Source organism: Rhizobium sp. L9 (assembly GCF_002531885.1).
Lineage (GTDB): Bacteria > Pseudomonadota > Alphaproteobacteria > Rhizobiales > Rhizobiaceae > Rhizobium.
Map to the genome: position 1 here is coordinate 1 of NZ_NWSZ01000043.1, position 12337 is coordinate 12337.

At 60.1% G+C, this 12337-nt stretch carries 23 protein-coding genes and 1 pseudogene; all 24 read left to right on the forward strand.

The genetic code is table 11. The features are described 5' to 3' along the window. A pseudogene (locus CO660_RS33010) lies at nucleotides 1-77 on the forward strand (elongation factor Tu); the annotation flags it as partial. A gap of 307 nt (nucleotides 78-384) precedes the next feature. Continuing rightward, nucleotides 385-693 carry a 30S ribosomal protein S10 gene (rpsJ, locus tag CO660_RS30070; RefSeq protein ID WP_003547547.1) on the forward strand — a complete coding sequence of 103 codons (309 nt, stop codon included), beginning with the start codon at nucleotides 385-387 and terminating at the stop codon, nucleotides 691-693. A 33-nt stretch (nucleotides 694-726) separates the two neighbouring features. Then, nucleotides 727-1368, forward strand: a complete 642-nt coding sequence (rplC, locus tag CO660_RS30075) for a 50S ribosomal protein L3 (RefSeq protein ID WP_004674916.1) — start codon at nucleotides 727-729, stop codon at nucleotides 1366-1368. A gap of 13 nt (nucleotides 1369-1381) precedes the next feature. Further along, nucleotides 1382-2002, forward strand: coding sequence for a 50S ribosomal protein L4 (gene rplD, locus CO660_RS30080; protein ID WP_004674918.1), 621 nt, complete (start codon nucleotides 1382-1384; stop codon nucleotides 2000-2002). Beyond that, entirely contained in the window at nucleotides 1999-2292 is a 294-nt protein-coding gene (locus CO660_RS30085) for a 50S ribosomal protein L23 (RefSeq protein WP_003547550.1), read from the forward strand. The genes rplD and CO660_RS30085 overlap by 4 nt, the downstream gene beginning before the upstream one ends. 11 nt (nucleotides 2293-2303) lie before the next feature. Beyond that, a complete protein-coding gene (rplB, locus tag CO660_RS30090) occupies nucleotides 2304-3140 on the forward strand; it encodes a 50S ribosomal protein L2 (RefSeq protein WP_064801905.1) in 837 nt (278 codons plus the stop codon). Nucleotides 3141-3155: 15 nt separating this feature from the next. Beyond that, nucleotides 3156-3434, forward strand: coding sequence for a 30S ribosomal protein S19 (gene rpsS, locus CO660_RS30095; protein ID WP_007531666.1), 279 nt, complete (start codon nucleotides 3156-3158; stop codon nucleotides 3432-3434). 2 nt (nucleotides 3435-3436) lie between these two features. Continuing rightward, entirely contained in the window at nucleotides 3437-3826 is a 390-nt protein-coding gene (gene rplV, locus CO660_RS30100; RefSeq protein WP_004674922.1) for a 50S ribosomal protein L22, read from the forward strand. Continuing rightward, the gene (gene rpsC, locus CO660_RS30105) at nucleotides 3826-4560 is read left to right on the forward strand and encodes a 30S ribosomal protein S3 (protein ID WP_003573793.1); all 735 of its coding nucleotides are present in this window, start codon (nucleotides 3826-3828) and stop codon (nucleotides 4558-4560) included. The genes rplV and rpsC overlap by 1 nt, the downstream gene beginning before the upstream one ends. Before the next feature lie 38 nt (nucleotides 4561-4598). Continuing rightward, on the forward strand, nucleotides 4599-5012 hold the full coding sequence (rplP, locus tag CO660_RS30110; protein ID WP_003573792.1) for a 50S ribosomal protein L16: 414 nt from the start codon (nucleotides 4599-4601) through the stop codon (nucleotides 5010-5012). A 12-nt stretch (nucleotides 5013-5024) separates the two neighbouring features. Continuing rightward, a complete protein-coding gene (gene rpmC / locus CO660_RS30115) occupies nucleotides 5025-5225 on the forward strand; it encodes a 50S ribosomal protein L29 (RefSeq protein WP_008521335.1) in 201 nt (66 codons plus the stop codon). Nucleotides 5226-5237: 12 nt separating this feature from the next. Further along, complete coding sequence (gene rpsQ, locus CO660_RS30120) at nucleotides 5238-5477, forward strand: 30S ribosomal protein S17 (protein WP_004674926.1); 240 nt, start codon at nucleotides 5238-5240, stop codon at nucleotides 5475-5477. Between the two features lie 261 nt (nucleotides 5478-5738). Beyond that, nucleotides 5739-6107: a 50S ribosomal protein L14 gene (gene rplN / locus CO660_RS30125; RefSeq protein ID WP_003573790.1), complete on the forward strand. Its 369-nt coding sequence runs from the start codon at nucleotides 5739-5741 to the stop codon at nucleotides 6105-6107. A gap of 11 nt (nucleotides 6108-6118) precedes the next feature. Continuing rightward, nucleotides 6119-6427 carry a 50S ribosomal protein L24 gene (rplX, locus tag CO660_RS30130; protein ID WP_004674929.1) on the forward strand — a complete coding sequence of 103 codons (309 nt, stop codon included), beginning with the start codon at nucleotides 6119-6121 and terminating at the stop codon, nucleotides 6425-6427. Beyond that, nucleotides 6420-6977 (forward strand): 50S ribosomal protein L5, encoded by a 558-nt coding sequence (rplE, locus tag CO660_RS30135; protein ID WP_011424985.1) that lies wholly within the window; start codon nucleotides 6420-6422, stop codon nucleotides 6975-6977. Before rplX ends, rplE begins: the two co-directional genes overlap by 8 nt. Nucleotides 6978-7009: 32 nt before the next feature. Next, the gene (gene rpsN, locus CO660_RS30140) at nucleotides 7010-7315 is read left to right on the forward strand and encodes a 30S ribosomal protein S14 (RefSeq protein ID WP_018115514.1); all 306 of its coding nucleotides are present in this window, start codon (nucleotides 7010-7012) and stop codon (nucleotides 7313-7315) included. Between the two features lie 12 nt (nucleotides 7316-7327). Further along, nucleotides 7328-7726: a 30S ribosomal protein S8 gene (gene rpsH / locus CO660_RS30145; RefSeq protein WP_004674934.1), complete on the forward strand. Its 399-nt coding sequence runs from the start codon at nucleotides 7328-7330 to the stop codon at nucleotides 7724-7726. A 42-nt stretch (nucleotides 7727-7768) separates the two neighbouring features. After that, nucleotides 7769-8302, forward strand: coding sequence for a 50S ribosomal protein L6 (gene rplF, locus CO660_RS30150; RefSeq protein WP_011424986.1), 534 nt, complete (start codon nucleotides 7769-7771; stop codon nucleotides 8300-8302). 12 nt (nucleotides 8303-8314) lie between these two features. Continuing rightward, complete coding sequence (rplR, locus tag CO660_RS30155; protein WP_011424987.1) at nucleotides 8315-8677, forward strand: 50S ribosomal protein L18; 363 nt, start codon at nucleotides 8315-8317, stop codon at nucleotides 8675-8677. A gap of 134 nt (nucleotides 8678-8811) precedes the next feature. Beyond that, nucleotides 8812-9381, forward strand: a complete 570-nt coding sequence (gene rpsE / locus CO660_RS30160) for a 30S ribosomal protein S5 (RefSeq protein WP_003573784.1) — start codon at nucleotides 8812-8814, stop codon at nucleotides 9379-9381. A 13-nt stretch (nucleotides 9382-9394) separates the two neighbouring features. Next, nucleotides 9395-9604, forward strand: coding sequence for a 50S ribosomal protein L30 (gene rpmD / locus CO660_RS30165; RefSeq protein WP_011424988.1), 210 nt, complete (start codon nucleotides 9395-9397; stop codon nucleotides 9602-9604). A 16-nt stretch (nucleotides 9605-9620) separates the two neighbouring features. Further along, a complete protein-coding gene (gene rplO, locus CO660_RS30170) occupies nucleotides 9621-10097 on the forward strand; it encodes a 50S ribosomal protein L15 (protein ID WP_085777821.1) in 477 nt (158 codons plus the stop codon). Nucleotides 10098-10330: 233 nt separating this feature from the next. Next, the gene (gene secY, locus CO660_RS30175; protein WP_085777822.1) at nucleotides 10331-11671 is read left to right on the forward strand and encodes a preprotein translocase subunit SecY; all 1341 of its coding nucleotides are present in this window, start codon (nucleotides 10331-10333) and stop codon (nucleotides 11669-11671) included. Beyond that, nucleotides 11668-12318, forward strand: a complete 651-nt coding sequence (locus CO660_RS30180) for an adenylate kinase (RefSeq protein ID WP_085777823.1) — start codon at nucleotides 11668-11670, stop codon at nucleotides 12316-12318. Before secY ends, CO660_RS30180 begins: the two co-directional genes overlap by 4 nt. Nucleotides 12319-12337: the final 19 nt, after the last annotated feature.

Consider the following 12337-nt stretch of genomic DNA (forward strand, 5'->3'; position numbering starts at 1 on the left):
AAGAAAAGCTGCGCTTCGCTATCCGCGAAGGCGGCCGCACCGTCGGCGCCGGTATCGTCGCTTCGATCGTCGAGTAATTCATTCGGCCACTCCGGTGGGGTGGCCGATTCGATGACAATATTATGATGCAGGCGGCGTAAGCCGCTTGCTTATTACACAGAAATGTAGCAAATGGCGCGCGAGCGCGATTTGCGTGCCGCTTTGGACGACGAAGCGGTGACTGAACAAGCAAATAAGGTGGGCTAGAAGGCCCTGAAGACTGGATAGGGACGCCGGGCATCGGCGCCCTCTCGATCTTTGAAACCGGTGGTCCGCCTTAGGAAGAAAGAACAACCCGTGTCTTGTTGAGAGACATGTGGAAAACAAACACAAGGATAACGTCGAATGAACGGCCAAAATATCCGCATTCGCCTGAAGGCGTTCGATCACCGGATTCTCGATGCTTCCACGCGCGAGATCGTGTCGACGGCGAAGCGCACCGGTGCAAGCGTCCGGGGCCCCGTTCCGCTTCCGACCCGCATCGAGAAGTTTACGGTCAACCGGTCCCCGCACATCGACAAGAAGAGCCGCGAACAGTTCGAGATGCGCACGCATAAGCGCCTGCTCGACATCGTAGACCCGACACCGCAGACGGTAGACGCGCTGATGAAGCTCGATCTCGCCGCCGGTGTCGATGTTGAGATCAAGCTCTGAGCTTGCTCGAGCTGAGTTGGAAGGATTGAACCGATGCGTTCAGGTGTGATTGCACAGAAGGTGGGAATGACCCGCGTCTACAACGACGCCGGCGAGCATGTCCCGGTAACGGTACTGCGTATGGACGGCTGCCAGGTCGTTGCCACGCGCACTGTCGAAAAGAATGGCTATACCGCAGTTCAGCTCGGTGCCGGCCAGGCGAAGGTAAAGAACACGTCGAAGGCGATGCGCGGCAACTTTGCCGTTGCCAACGTCGAGCCGAAGGCCAAGCTCGCAGAATTCCGCGTGTCGGAAGACAATCTGCTGGAGATCGGCACGGAGCTCAAGGCGGGTCACTTTGCCGCCGGTCAGCTCGTCGATGTGACGGGTACGACCATCGGTAAGGGTTTTGCCGGCGCCATGAAGCGCCACGGTTTCGGCGGTCTGCGCGCCACGCACGGTGTGTCGGTTTCGCACCGTTCGCACGGTTCGACCGGCTCGCGCCAGGATCCGGGCAAGGTTTTCAAGAACAAGAAGATGGCTGGTCACATGGGCCAGACGCGCGTCACGACGCAGAACCTGGAAGTGGTTTCGACCGACGAAGATCGCGGTCTGATCCTGATCAAGGGTGCTGTTCCCGGTTCCAAGGGTGCCTGGATCATCGTGCGCGACGCCGTCAAGTCGGCCGCGAAGTAAGGGAGCCAGATCAATGGAATTGAACGTCAAGACCCTCGAGGGAAAAGACGCCGGGAAGGTCTCCCTTTCGGACGAGATTTTCGGCCTCGAGCCCCGCGAAGACATTCTCGCCCGCGTTATCCGCTGGCAGCTTGCCAAGAAGCAGCAGGGCACGCACAAGGCAAAGGGCCGCGCTGAAGTTTCGCGCACCGGCGCCAAGATGTACAAGCAGAAGGGTACGGGCCGCGCTCGTCACCATTCGGCTCGCGCTCCGCAGTTCCGCGGCGGCGGCAAGGCCCATGGCCCGGTCGTTCGCAGCCACGAGCACGACCTTCCGAAGAAGGTTCGCGCACTCGGCCTTCGCCATGCCCTTTCGGCCAAGATCAAGGCTGATGACGTCATCGTCATCGACAACCTGGTCGCAGCTGAAGCCAAGACCAAGGCTCTCGCGTCTGCTTTCGAGACGCTCGGCCTGACCAACGCCCTCTTCATCGGCGGTGCAGAGCTTGACGGCAACTTCAAGCTTGCAGCGCAGAACATCCCGAACATCGATGTTCTGCCGATCCAGGGCATCAATGTTTACGACATCGTGCGCCGCGGCAAGCTCGTGCTTTCCAAGGCTGCGGTTGAAGCGCTAGAGGAGCGATTCAAGTGACCGATCTTCGCCACTACGATGTGATCGTCTCTCCGGCGATCACCGAAAAGTCCACGCTGGTATCTGAAAACAACCAGGTTGTTTTCAATGTCGCCAAGCAGGCGACAAAGCCGGAAATCAAGGCTGCTGTCGAGGCGCTGTTCGGCGTCAAGGTTACGGCCGTCAACACTCTGCTGCGTAAGGGCAAGACCAAGCGGTTCCGCGGTTTCGTCGGCAAGCAGAAGGACGTGAAGAAGGCTGTCGTGACGCTGGCTGAAGGCCAGACGATCGACGTCTCCACCGGTCTCTGAGGAATAAGAAAATGGCATTGAAAACATTCAATCCGACGACCCCGAGCCAGCGTCAGCTGGTCATCGTGGACCGCTCCTCGCTCTACAAGGGCAAGCCGGTCAAGGCGCTGACGGAAGGTCTGACCAAGAGCGGTGGTCGTAACAACCTCGGCCGCATCACGGCTCGCTTCATCGGTGGCGGTCATAAGCGCAGCTACCGACTGGTCGACTTCAAGCGTCGCAAGTTCGATGTCGAAGGCACGGTCGAGCGTATCGAATACGATCCGAACCGCACGGCTTTCATCGCGCTGGTGACCTATTCTGATGGCGAGCAGGCCTACATCATCGCTCCGCAGCGTCTCGCTGCCGGCGACAAGGTCATCGCTTCGGAGAAGGCTGTCGACGTCAAGCCCGGCAACACCATGCCGCTGCAGTACATCCCGGTCGGCTCCATCATCCACAATGTGGAAATGAAGCCGGGCAAGGGCGGTCAGATCGCCCGTTCCGCCGGTTCCTACGCGCAGCTCGTCGGTCGTGACCAGGGTATGGCGATCCTTCGCCTGAACTCCGGTGAGCAGCGCCTCGTAAGCGGCATCTGCCTTGCTTCGATCGGCGCCGTCTCAAACCCCGACCACGCCAACATCAACGACGGCAAGGCCGGTCGTACCGTCTGGCGCGGCAAGCGTCCCCATAACCGCGGTGTTGTCATGAACCCGGTCGACCATCCGCACGGCGGTGGTGAAGGCCGCACCTCCGGCGGTCGCCATCCGGTGACACCGTGGGGCAAGCCGACCAAGGGCAAGCGCACCCGGTCGAACAAGTCGACCGACAAGATGATCATGCGCTCGCGTCATCAGCGTAAGAAGTAAGAGAGGAAGTCTCCAATGGCTCGTTCAGTATGGAAAGGTCCGTTCGTTGACGGCTATCTTCTCAAGAAGGCTGAGAAGGTTCGTGAAGGCGGACGTGCAGAAGTGATCAAGATCTGGAGCCGTCGCTCCACGATCCTGCCGCAGTTCGTCGGTCTTACCTTCGGCGTCTACAACGGCAGCAAACATGTCCCGGTCAGTGTCAATGAAGACATGGTCGGTCACAAATTCGGTGAATTCTCTCCGACCCGCACCTACTACGGTCACGGCGCGGACAAGAAGGCGAAGAGGAAGTAACAATGGGCAAGGCAAAAGCCGAACGCCGGCTGAAGGACAACGAGGCGCAAGCAGTCGCCCGCACGCTCCGTGTCAGCCCCCAGAAGCTCAACCTGGTTGCTGCGGCCATCCGCGGCAAGAAGGTAGAGCGTGCACTCGCTGAGCTGGAGTTCTCCCGCAAGCGCATCGCGGGCGCTGTCAAGAAGACGCTCGAATCCGCGATCGCCAACGCCGAGAACAACCACGATCTTGACGTCGACGCGCTCGTCGTCGCCGAAGCCTACGTCGGCAAGTCGATCGTCATGAAGCGTTTCCACGCTCGTGGCCGCGGTCGCGCGTCGCGCATCGAAAAGCCCTTCGCGCACCTGACGATCGTCGTTCGTGAAGTGCAGGCAGCAGAGGAGGCCGCATAATGGGTCAGAAAATCAATCCGATCGGTTTCCGTCTCGGCATCAACCGTACTTGGGATAGCCGCTGGTTCGCGGACAATGCCGAGTATGGCCAGCTGCTGCACGAAGACCTGAAGATGCGCAAGTTCGTCATGAGCGAACTGAAGCAGGCAGGCATCTCCAAGGTGGTCATCGAGCGTCCGCACAAGAAGTGCCGCGTCACGATCCACTCGGCTCGTCCGGGCCTGATCATCGGCCGTAAGGGCGCCGACATCGACAAGCTCCGCAAGAAGCTGTCGGACATGACCAATTCGGAAACGCACCTCAACATCGTCGAAGTGCGCAAGCCCGAAGTCGACGCGACGCTGGTCGCTCAGTCGATCGCCCAGCAGCTCGAGCGCCGCGTGGCTTTCCGCCGCGCCATGAAGCGCGCCGTTCAGTCGGCAATGCGTCTTGGAGCCGAAGGCATCAAGATCACCTGCGCCGGTCGTCTCGGCGGTGCTGAAATCGCCCGTACTGAATGGTACCGTGAAGGGCGCGTGCCGCTGCACACGCTGCGCGCCGACATCGATTACGGCACGGCAGAAGCCGAAACCGCATTCGGTATCTGCGGCATCAAGGTCTGGATCTTCAAGGGCGAAATCCTTGAGCACGATCCGATGGCTTCCGAACGTCGCGCGCTGGAAGGCGACGCACAGGGTCCGGCAAGCCGCGAACGCGACCGTGGCGATCGTCGCCGCGAACGCGACAACGCGTAATTAGCGCTGGCGAAAGATAAGCTCGGAGAAGTAAGAAAATGTTGCAGCCAAAGCGTACTAAGTACCGCAAGCAGTTCAAGGGCCGCATCAAGGGCGTTGCCAAGGGCGGTTCTGACCTGGCATTCGGCGAATTCGGCCTGAAGGCTCAGGAGCCCAACCGCGTCAACGCACGCGAGATCGAAGCGGCCCGCCGCGCGATCACGCGCTACATGAAGCGCGCCGGCCGTGTATGGATCCGCGTGTTCCCGGACGTTCCGGTAACCGCAAAGCCGACCGAAGTCCGTATGGGCAAAGGTAAGGGCTCCGTTGAGTACTGGGCATGCAAGGTCAAGCCCGGTCGTATGATGTTCGAGATCGACGGCGTCAGCGAAGAGATCGCCCGCGAGGCGCTTCGCCTCGGCTCTGCCAAGCTCTCGGTCAAGACGCGCTTCGTTCAGCGCATTGCAGAGTAAGGGATTGAGCTCATGAAAGCCTCAGACGTTCGCGCGCTCAGCGCCGACCAACTCAAGGACGAGCTTGCCAAGCTGAAGAAGGAGCAGTTCAACCTGCGCTTCCAGAAGGCGACCGGCCAGCTCGAAAAGTCCTCGCGCATCAACGAAGTCCGCAAGGACATCGCTCGCGTCAAAACCATTGCCCGCCAGAAGGCGGCAGAAGTTAAGGCCTAAAGGAAGAAAAACATGCCGAAGCGCATCCTGCAGGGCGTCGTCGTTGGCGACAAGAACGAGAAGACGGTAGTGGTTCGCGTTGAGCGTCGTTTCGCTCACCCGCTGCTCCAGAAGACCGTTCGTCGTTCCAAGAAGTACAAGGCCCACGACGAAAACAACCAGTACAAGATCGGCGATACCGTATCCATCGAGGAATGCGCGCCGATCTCCAAGGACAAGCGCTGGACGGTCATTGCCGCCCAGGGCAAGTAACAGAATTTTGCGCGAGGCCTTGCGTCTCGCCGAAATATCTGTATGAAGCAGCGTCAGAACGCTCGAATGCCGGGCGTTCTTTTGCTTTGAGCGCACGGAAGGTCCCGTTCGGGAAACCACCCTGGCACGATCGACCCCGCGCTATTCAGCTATGCCGTGTTTTTGCCTGCCGTTGCGGTGGGTTGGCCGGCGAACATTTTCATAAGCCGGGGTAGGGGGCTTAGGCCCAACCATTCCGGTAAACCAAGAAGGCGACCTGATATGATTCAGATGCAAACAAACCTCGACGTCGCGGACAATTCCGGCGCACGTCGTGTCATGTGCATCAAGGTGCTGGGCGGCTCGAAGCGCAAGTATGCCTCGATCGGCGACGTCATCGTCGTTTCGATCAAGGAAGCGATCCCGCGCGGCCGCGTGAAGAAGGGTGACGTGATGAAGGCGGTTGTCGTTCGCACCGCCAAGGACATCCGTCGTCCGGATGGCTCCGTCATCCGCTTCGACACCAACGCAGCAGTCCTCATCGACAACAAGAAAGAGCCGATCGGTACCCGTATCTTCGGACCGGTTCCGCGCGAACTTCGCGCCAAGAACCACATGAAGATCATCTCGCTGGCTCCCGAAGTACTGTAAGGAGCGAAGCGATGCAGAAGATACGTAAAGGCGACAAGGTCGTCATGCTCGCTGGCAAGGACAAGGGCCGCACCGGCGAAGTCGTTCAGGTCATGCCGAAGGAAGATCGTGCCGTCGTCCGTGGCGTCAACGTCGTGAAGCGCCACCAGCGCCAGACGCAGACCCAGGAAGCCGGCATCATCAACAAGGAAGCCCCGGTCCACCTGTCCAACATTGCAATCGTCGACAAGGACGGCAAGCCGACCCGCGTCGGTTTCAAGGTCGTTGACGGCAAGAAGGTCCGCGTGGCCAAGCGTTCTGGAGAAGTGATCGATGGCTGAGGCAAAATACGAGCCGCGGCTCAAGAAGGAATATGTCGAGCGCATCCGCAAGGCGATGCAGGAGAAGTTCTCCTACGCCAACGAGATGATGATCCCGAAGCTCGACAAGATCGTGATCAACATGGGTGTCGGTGAAGCGACCGCTGATTCGAAGAAGCCGACGGTTGCTGCCGCCGACCTCGCAGCGATCGCCGGTCAGAAGCCGGTCATCACCCGCGCACGCAACTCTATCGCAGGCTTCAAGGTCCGCGAAAACATGCCGATCGGCGCAAAGGTCACCCTGCGCGGCGCCCGCATGTACGAGTTCCTGGATCGCCTGGTCAACATCGCGCTTCCGCGCGTTCGCGACTTCCGCGGCCTGAACCCGAAGAGCTTTGACGGCCGTGGCAACTTCGCCATGGGCATCAAGGAGCACATTGTGTTCCCTGAAATCAACTACGACAAGGTTGATCAGATGTGGGGCATGGACATCATCGTTTGCACGACGGCGACGACCGACGACGAAGCACGGACTCTCCTGAAGGAGTTCAGCTTCCCGTTCCGTCAATAACCGTAACGACGAGCGTAGAAAAGGAACCTGACATGGCGAAGACAAGCGCAGTTGAAAAGAACAAGCGCCGCCGTAATACGGTCGCCAACCAGGCCGCAAAGCGGGCTGCGTTGAAGGCGATCATCATGAACCAGGCTCTTCCGATCGAAGAGCGGTTCAAGGCCTCGATCAAGCTGGCATCCCTGCCGCGCGATGGATCGAAGACCCGCATTCGCAACCGTTGCGAAGTATCGGGCCGTCCGCGCGCATACTACCGCAAACTGCGCATGTCGCGTATCGCGCTGCGTGAACTCGGCAATCTCGGCAAGGTGCCGGGCATCGTCAAGTCGAGCTGGTAAGGAGCAGGTTAGATGACAATGACTGATCCGTTGGGCGATATGCTCACCCGCATCCGCAACGGCGCTTCCCGCCGCAAGTCGTCGGTTTCGACGCCTGCATCCAAGCTCCGTGCGCGTGTTCTCGATGTCCTGCAGTCCGAAGGCTACATCCGTGGCTATTCCGTTGTCGATTTCGGCAATGGCAAGTCGGAGCTCAACATCGAGCTGAAGTACTATGAAGGCGCATCGGTGATCCGTGAGATCGGCCGTGTGTCGAAGCCGGGCCGCCGGGTGTATGTCTCGGTCAAGTCCATTCCGCAGGTCGCGAACGGCCTCGGCATCACCATCCTTTCGACTCCGAAGGGCGTGATGGCCGATCACCAGGCTCGCGAACAGAACGTTGGTGGCGAGGTTCTTTGCTCGGTCTTCTAAGATCGGGCAGGGATCTCCATAGCGAACAGACAGGATTGAAACATGTCTCGTATCGGTAAGAAGCCCGTTCAGGTGCCTGCTGGGATCACGGCTACGGTCGAAGGCCAGAAGGTTACCGCAAAGGGCCCGAAGGGCGAGCTGTTCTTCGTCGCTAACGACGAAATCAGCCTCAAGCTCGAAAACAACGCGGTCGTCGTGACGCCCGTAAACCAGTCCAAGGATGCGCGTTCGAAGTGGGGCATGTCCCGCACGATGATCGAAGGCATCTTCAAGGGCGTCAAGGACGGTTACGAGCGCAAGCTCGAAATCAACGGTGTCGGTTACCGCGCCGCCATGCAGGGCAAGAACCTGCAGCTGGCCCTCGGTTTCAGCCACGACGTGGTCTATGAACCGCCGGTCGGCATCTCGATCGCTGTTCCGAAGCCGACTGAAATCATCGTCAGCGGCATCAACAAGCAGCAGGTCGGTCAGGTTGCGGCCGAAATCCGCGAATATCGCGGTCCCGAGCCGTACAAGGGCAAGGGTGTCAAGTATGCCGACGAGCGGATCGTCCGCAAAGAAGGCAAGAAGAAGTAAGGATCACGCGAAATGGCTAGCAGGAAAGAAGCACTTGCACGTCGTGCCAACCGCGTGCGCCGTCATATCAAGTCGGTGGCCAATGGCCGTCCGCGCCTGTCGGTTCATCGCTCCTCGAAGAACATCTATGCCCAGATCATCGATGACGTGGCCGGCAAGACGCTTGCGTCCGCCTCCACCCTCGACAAGGATCTGCGCGGTTCTCTGAAGACCGGTGCCGATACCGCCGCCGCCGCCGCCGTAGGCAAGCTCGTCGCCGAGCGCGCCTCCAAGGCCGGCGTTACGGACGTCGTATTCGACCGTGGCGCCTTCATCTATCACGGCCGCATCAAGGCTCTCGCCGAAGCGGCCCGCGAAGGCGGTCTGACCTTCTGATCAGTTTCCGGCCGGGCGCTGTCGCTCCGGCCGGATTTTCGCCGGACCGCAGGCACTCCCTGGCAAGAAGGGGAGGCTAATGCGGTCCACATTCATTTGCCGATTGCACCCGGAAAAGAAAAAGGAAGAGGACAATGGCACAGGAAAGAAGGCCGCAGCGGGAAGACCGCCAGAGCCGTGAAGAGCGCGATAGCGAATTCGTCGACAAGCTGGTCGCGATCAACCGCGTCGCCAAGGTCGTCAAGGGCGGCCGTCGTTTTGGTTTCGCAGCACTCGTCGTCGTCGGCGACCAGAAGGGCCGCGTCGGCTTCGGCCACGGCAAGGCACGCGAAGTGCCGGAAGCCATCCGCAAGGCAACCGAAGCCGCCAAGCGCGAGCTGATCTTCGTACCGCTGCGTGATGGCCGCACGCTGCATCACGACGTCCATGGCCGCCACGGCGCCGGCAAGGTTCTGCTGCGCTCGGCCAAGGTCGGTACCGGCATCATCGCCGGCGGTCCGATGCGCGCCGTATTCGAAACGCTCGGCATGCACGACGTCGTCGCCAAGTCGACCGGTTCGTCGAACCCCTACAACATGGTTCGCGCCACCTTCGACGCTCTGAAGCACCAGGTTCACCCGAAGGACATCGCAGCTCAGCGCGGCATCAAGTATGCAACGCTGCAGGCTCGTCGTAGCGCCTCCGGCAACGCCTCTGAAGAATAAGAGGAGCTGACCAATGGCCAAGGCTACCAAGAAGGCTGAAGCGAAGACTGTCACGATCGAACAGATCGGCAGCCCGATTCGCCGTCCGGACGTTCAGCAGCGCACGCTGATCGGTCTCGGACTGAACAAGATGCACCGTCGCCGCACGCTGGAGGATACTCCTTCCGTTCGCGGCATGATCCGTGCTGTCCAGCATCTCGTTCGCATCGTCGACGAGAAGTGAGACGGAGGAAACGCTCATGAAACTCAATGAAATCAAGGACAACGAAGGCTCGACCCACAGCCGCAAGCGCCTCGGCCGCGGTATCGGCTCGGGCTCCGGCAAGACGGCTGGTCGCGGTGTCAAGGGTCAGAAGTCCCGTTCCGGCGTCGCCATCAACGGCTTCGAAGGCGGCCAGATGCCGATCTATCGTCGCCTGCCGAAGCGCGGCTTCAATAACATTTTCGCTTCAGACTTTGTTGTCGTGTCGCTCGGCCGCATTCAGGCGGCAGTCGACGCCGGCAAGCTCGACGCCAAGGCGACTGTTGACGCAGCTGCCCTGAAGGCTGCCGGGGTTATCCGCCGCGCCAAGGACGGCGTTCGCGTTCTCGCCGACGGCGAGCTCAAGGCCAAGATCACCATCGTCGTCGCGGGCGCTTCCAAGCCCGCCGTCGAGAAGATCGAAAAGGCCGGCGGCACGGTGACGCTGCTTTCGGCTCCGGCTGCAGCGGAATAATATCTGATGATATATCGCCCGGGGTGCTTCACACCGGGCGATTTTGCTCCCATATGTGGGCCTCACAAAGACTTGGCTGGCGCGCCCGCGTCACGCCGGTAAAACTGGAAAACAAGGGTGAGGCATGGGGTTGCGCTGCAATCCGTCCAAAACCCGGTTTTGAATTATTTTCATACTGATTCCGGGGCCGGCATTTCCCCAGAGACGCCGGAATTGGTAGGGCGGAGAATCGCATGGCTTCTGCAGCGGAACAATTGGCATCCAACCTCAATTTTTCGACCTTTGCCAAAGCCGAGGATTTGAAGAAGCGCCTGTGGTTCACACTGGCAGCTCTCCTCGTCTACAGGCTCGGCACCCATATCCCGCTTCCGGGTCTCAATCCCGAAGCCTATGCCCAGGCGTTCCGCGGCCAGGCAGGCGGCATTCTCGGCCTTTTCAACATGTTCTCGGGCGGCGCCGTTCAGCGCATGGCGATCTTTGCGCTCGGCATCATGCCCTATATCTCCGCTTCGATCATCGTGCAGCTGATGACGTCGGTCGTGCCGACGCTTGAAAACCTCAAGAAGGAAGGCGAGCAGGGTCGCAAGATCATCAACCAGTACACCCGCTACGGCACCGTCATTCTGGGTGCGCTTCAGGCTTACGGCATTGCGGCCGGCCTGGAGAGCGGCCAGGGCCTTGTCGTCGATCCGGGCTGGTTCTTCCGTATTTCCACCGTTCTGACGCTGCTCGGCGGCACGATGTTCCTGATGTGGCTCGGCGAGCAGATCACCTCGCGCGGTATCGGCAACGGCATTTCGCTGATCATCTTCGCCGGTATCGCAGCCGGCCTGCCGAGCGCTCTTGCCGGCACGCTTGAACTCGGCCGCACCGGGGCGCTGTCGACCGGCCTCATCCTGCTCGTCATCATTGTCGCAATCGCCGTCATCGGTGTCATCGTCTTCGTGGAGCGCGCCCAGCGCCGGCTGCTGATCCAGTATCCGAAGCGCCAGGTCGGCAACCGCATGTTCCAGGGCGATACGTCGCACCTGCCGCTGAAACTGAACACCTCGGGCGTGATCCCGGCGATTTTTGCCTCTTCGCTGCTGCTTCTGCCGGCGACAGTCGCGGGCTTTGCCAACACCACGGCCATGCCTGCCTGGGCGACGTCGATCGTTGCCGCCCTCGGCCATGGCCAGCCGCTCTACATGGTGCTCTATGCGGCGCTGATCGCCTTCTTCGCCTTCTTCTATACGGCCATCGTCTTCAATCCGAAGGACACGGCCGACAATCTGAAGAAGCATGGCGGCTTTATTCCCGGAATCCGTCCCGGTGAGCGCACCGCTGAATACATCGACTACGTGCTGACCCGTATCACGGTGATCGGCGCCATCTATCTCGTCTTCGTCTGCATCCTCCCGGAGATTCTGGTGTCGCAAACCGGCATTCCATTATCCCTTGGTGGGACTTCGCTTTTGATCGTGGTTAGCGTAACTCTTGATACGGTTGCACAGATCCAGGGTCACCTGATCGCGCAGCAATACGAAGGCCTGATCAAGAAATCGAAGTTGCGAGGAGGAAAGAGGGGGCGATGAGACTTATCCTTTTGGGGCCGCCGGGCGCGGGCAAGGGAACCCAGGCCCAGCGGATCGTGGAAAAGCACGGCATTCCGCAGCTTTCCACGGGAGATATGCTGCGTGCGGCGGTCAACGCCGGCACGGAGATCGGCAAGCGCGCCAAGGCGGTCATGGACGCCGGTAAGCTGGTTTCGGATGAGATCGTCATCGCCATCGTCTCGGAGCGAATCGATCAGCCCGATTGCGCCAACGGTTTCATTCTCGATGGCTTCCCCAGGACGCTCGTTCAGGCGGACGCCACCGAAGCGATGCTGAGAGCAAAGGGTCTTGGTCTCTCCGTCGTCATCGAATTCCGTGTCGATGATGCCGAATTGGTCCGTCGTGTTGCCGGCCGCTACTCCTGCGCCCAGTGCGGTAGCGTCTATCACGACACGGACAAGGTCCCGGCCAATGAGGGTGTGTGCGACAAGTGCGGCTCTACCCACTTCAAGCGCCGTCCCGACGACACTCCGGAGACCATGACGGCCCGGTTGCAGGTCTACTACAAGGAGACCTCACCGCTGATCGGTTACTACCATGCCAAGGGCAAGCTCAGGTCTGTCGACGGCATGGCTGAAATCGACCAGGTGACTGCTGAGGTCGAAGCCATTCTTTCCAAGCTTTAAGGCTTGAAAATAAACTTGG

What these genes read in the sequence shown, in the direction of transcription:
- rpsJ (WP_003547547.1), top strand. Translation starts at nt 385, where the DNA reads ATGAACGGCCAAAATATCCGCATTCGCCTGAAGGCGTTCGATCACCGG.
- rplC (WP_004674916.1), top strand. Translation starts at nt 727, where the DNA reads ATGCGTTCAGGTGTGATTGCACAGAAGGTGGGAATGACCCGCGTCTAC.
- rplD (WP_004674918.1), top strand. Translation starts at nt 1,382, where the DNA reads ATGGAATTGAACGTCAAGACCCTCGAGGGAAAAGACGCCGGGAAGGTC.
- rplB (WP_064801905.1), top strand. Translation starts at nt 2,304, where the DNA reads ATGGCATTGAAAACATTCAATCCGACGACCCCGAGCCAGCGTCAGCTG.
- rpsS (WP_007531666.1), top strand. Translation starts at nt 3,156, where the DNA reads ATGGCTCGTTCAGTATGGAAAGGTCCGTTCGTTGACGGCTATCTTCTC.
- rplV (WP_004674922.1), top strand. Translation starts at nt 3,437, where the DNA reads ATGGGCAAGGCAAAAGCCGAACGCCGGCTGAAGGACAACGAGGCGCAA.
- rpsC (WP_003573793.1), top strand. Translation starts at nt 3,826, where the DNA reads ATGGGTCAGAAAATCAATCCGATCGGTTTCCGTCTCGGCATCAACCGT.
- rplP (WP_003573792.1), top strand. Translation starts at nt 4,599, where the DNA reads ATGTTGCAGCCAAAGCGTACTAAGTACCGCAAGCAGTTCAAGGGCCGC.
- rpmC (WP_008521335.1), top strand. Translation starts at nt 5,025, where the DNA reads ATGAAAGCCTCAGACGTTCGCGCGCTCAGCGCCGACCAACTCAAGGAC.
- rpsQ (WP_004674926.1), top strand. Translation starts at nt 5,238, where the DNA reads ATGCCGAAGCGCATCCTGCAGGGCGTCGTCGTTGGCGACAAGAACGAG.
- rplN (WP_003573790.1), top strand. Translation starts at nt 5,739, where the DNA reads ATGATTCAGATGCAAACAAACCTCGACGTCGCGGACAATTCCGGCGCA.
- rplX (WP_004674929.1), top strand. Translation starts at nt 6,119, where the DNA reads ATGCAGAAGATACGTAAAGGCGACAAGGTCGTCATGCTCGCTGGCAAG.
- rplE (WP_011424985.1), top strand. Translation starts at nt 6,420, where the DNA reads ATGGCTGAGGCAAAATACGAGCCGCGGCTCAAGAAGGAATATGTCGAG.
- rpsN (WP_018115514.1), top strand. Translation starts at nt 7,010, where the DNA reads ATGGCGAAGACAAGCGCAGTTGAAAAGAACAAGCGCCGCCGTAATACG.
- rpsH (WP_004674934.1), top strand. Translation starts at nt 7,328, where the DNA reads ATGACAATGACTGATCCGTTGGGCGATATGCTCACCCGCATCCGCAAC.
- rplF (WP_011424986.1), top strand. Translation starts at nt 7,769, where the DNA reads ATGTCTCGTATCGGTAAGAAGCCCGTTCAGGTGCCTGCTGGGATCACG.
- rplR (WP_011424987.1), top strand. Translation starts at nt 8,315, where the DNA reads ATGGCTAGCAGGAAAGAAGCACTTGCACGTCGTGCCAACCGCGTGCGC.
- rpsE (WP_003573784.1), top strand. Translation starts at nt 8,812, where the DNA reads ATGGCACAGGAAAGAAGGCCGCAGCGGGAAGACCGCCAGAGCCGTGAA.
- rpmD (WP_011424988.1), top strand. Translation starts at nt 9,395, where the DNA reads ATGGCCAAGGCTACCAAGAAGGCTGAAGCGAAGACTGTCACGATCGAA.
- rplO (WP_085777821.1), top strand. Translation starts at nt 9,621, where the DNA reads ATGAAACTCAATGAAATCAAGGACAACGAAGGCTCGACCCACAGCCGC.
- secY (WP_085777822.1), top strand. Translation starts at nt 10,331, where the DNA reads ATGGCTTCTGCAGCGGAACAATTGGCATCCAACCTCAATTTTTCGACC.
- CO660_RS30180 (WP_085777823.1), top strand. Translation starts at nt 11,668, where the DNA reads ATGAGACTTATCCTTTTGGGGCCGCCGGGCGCGGGCAAGGGAACCCAG.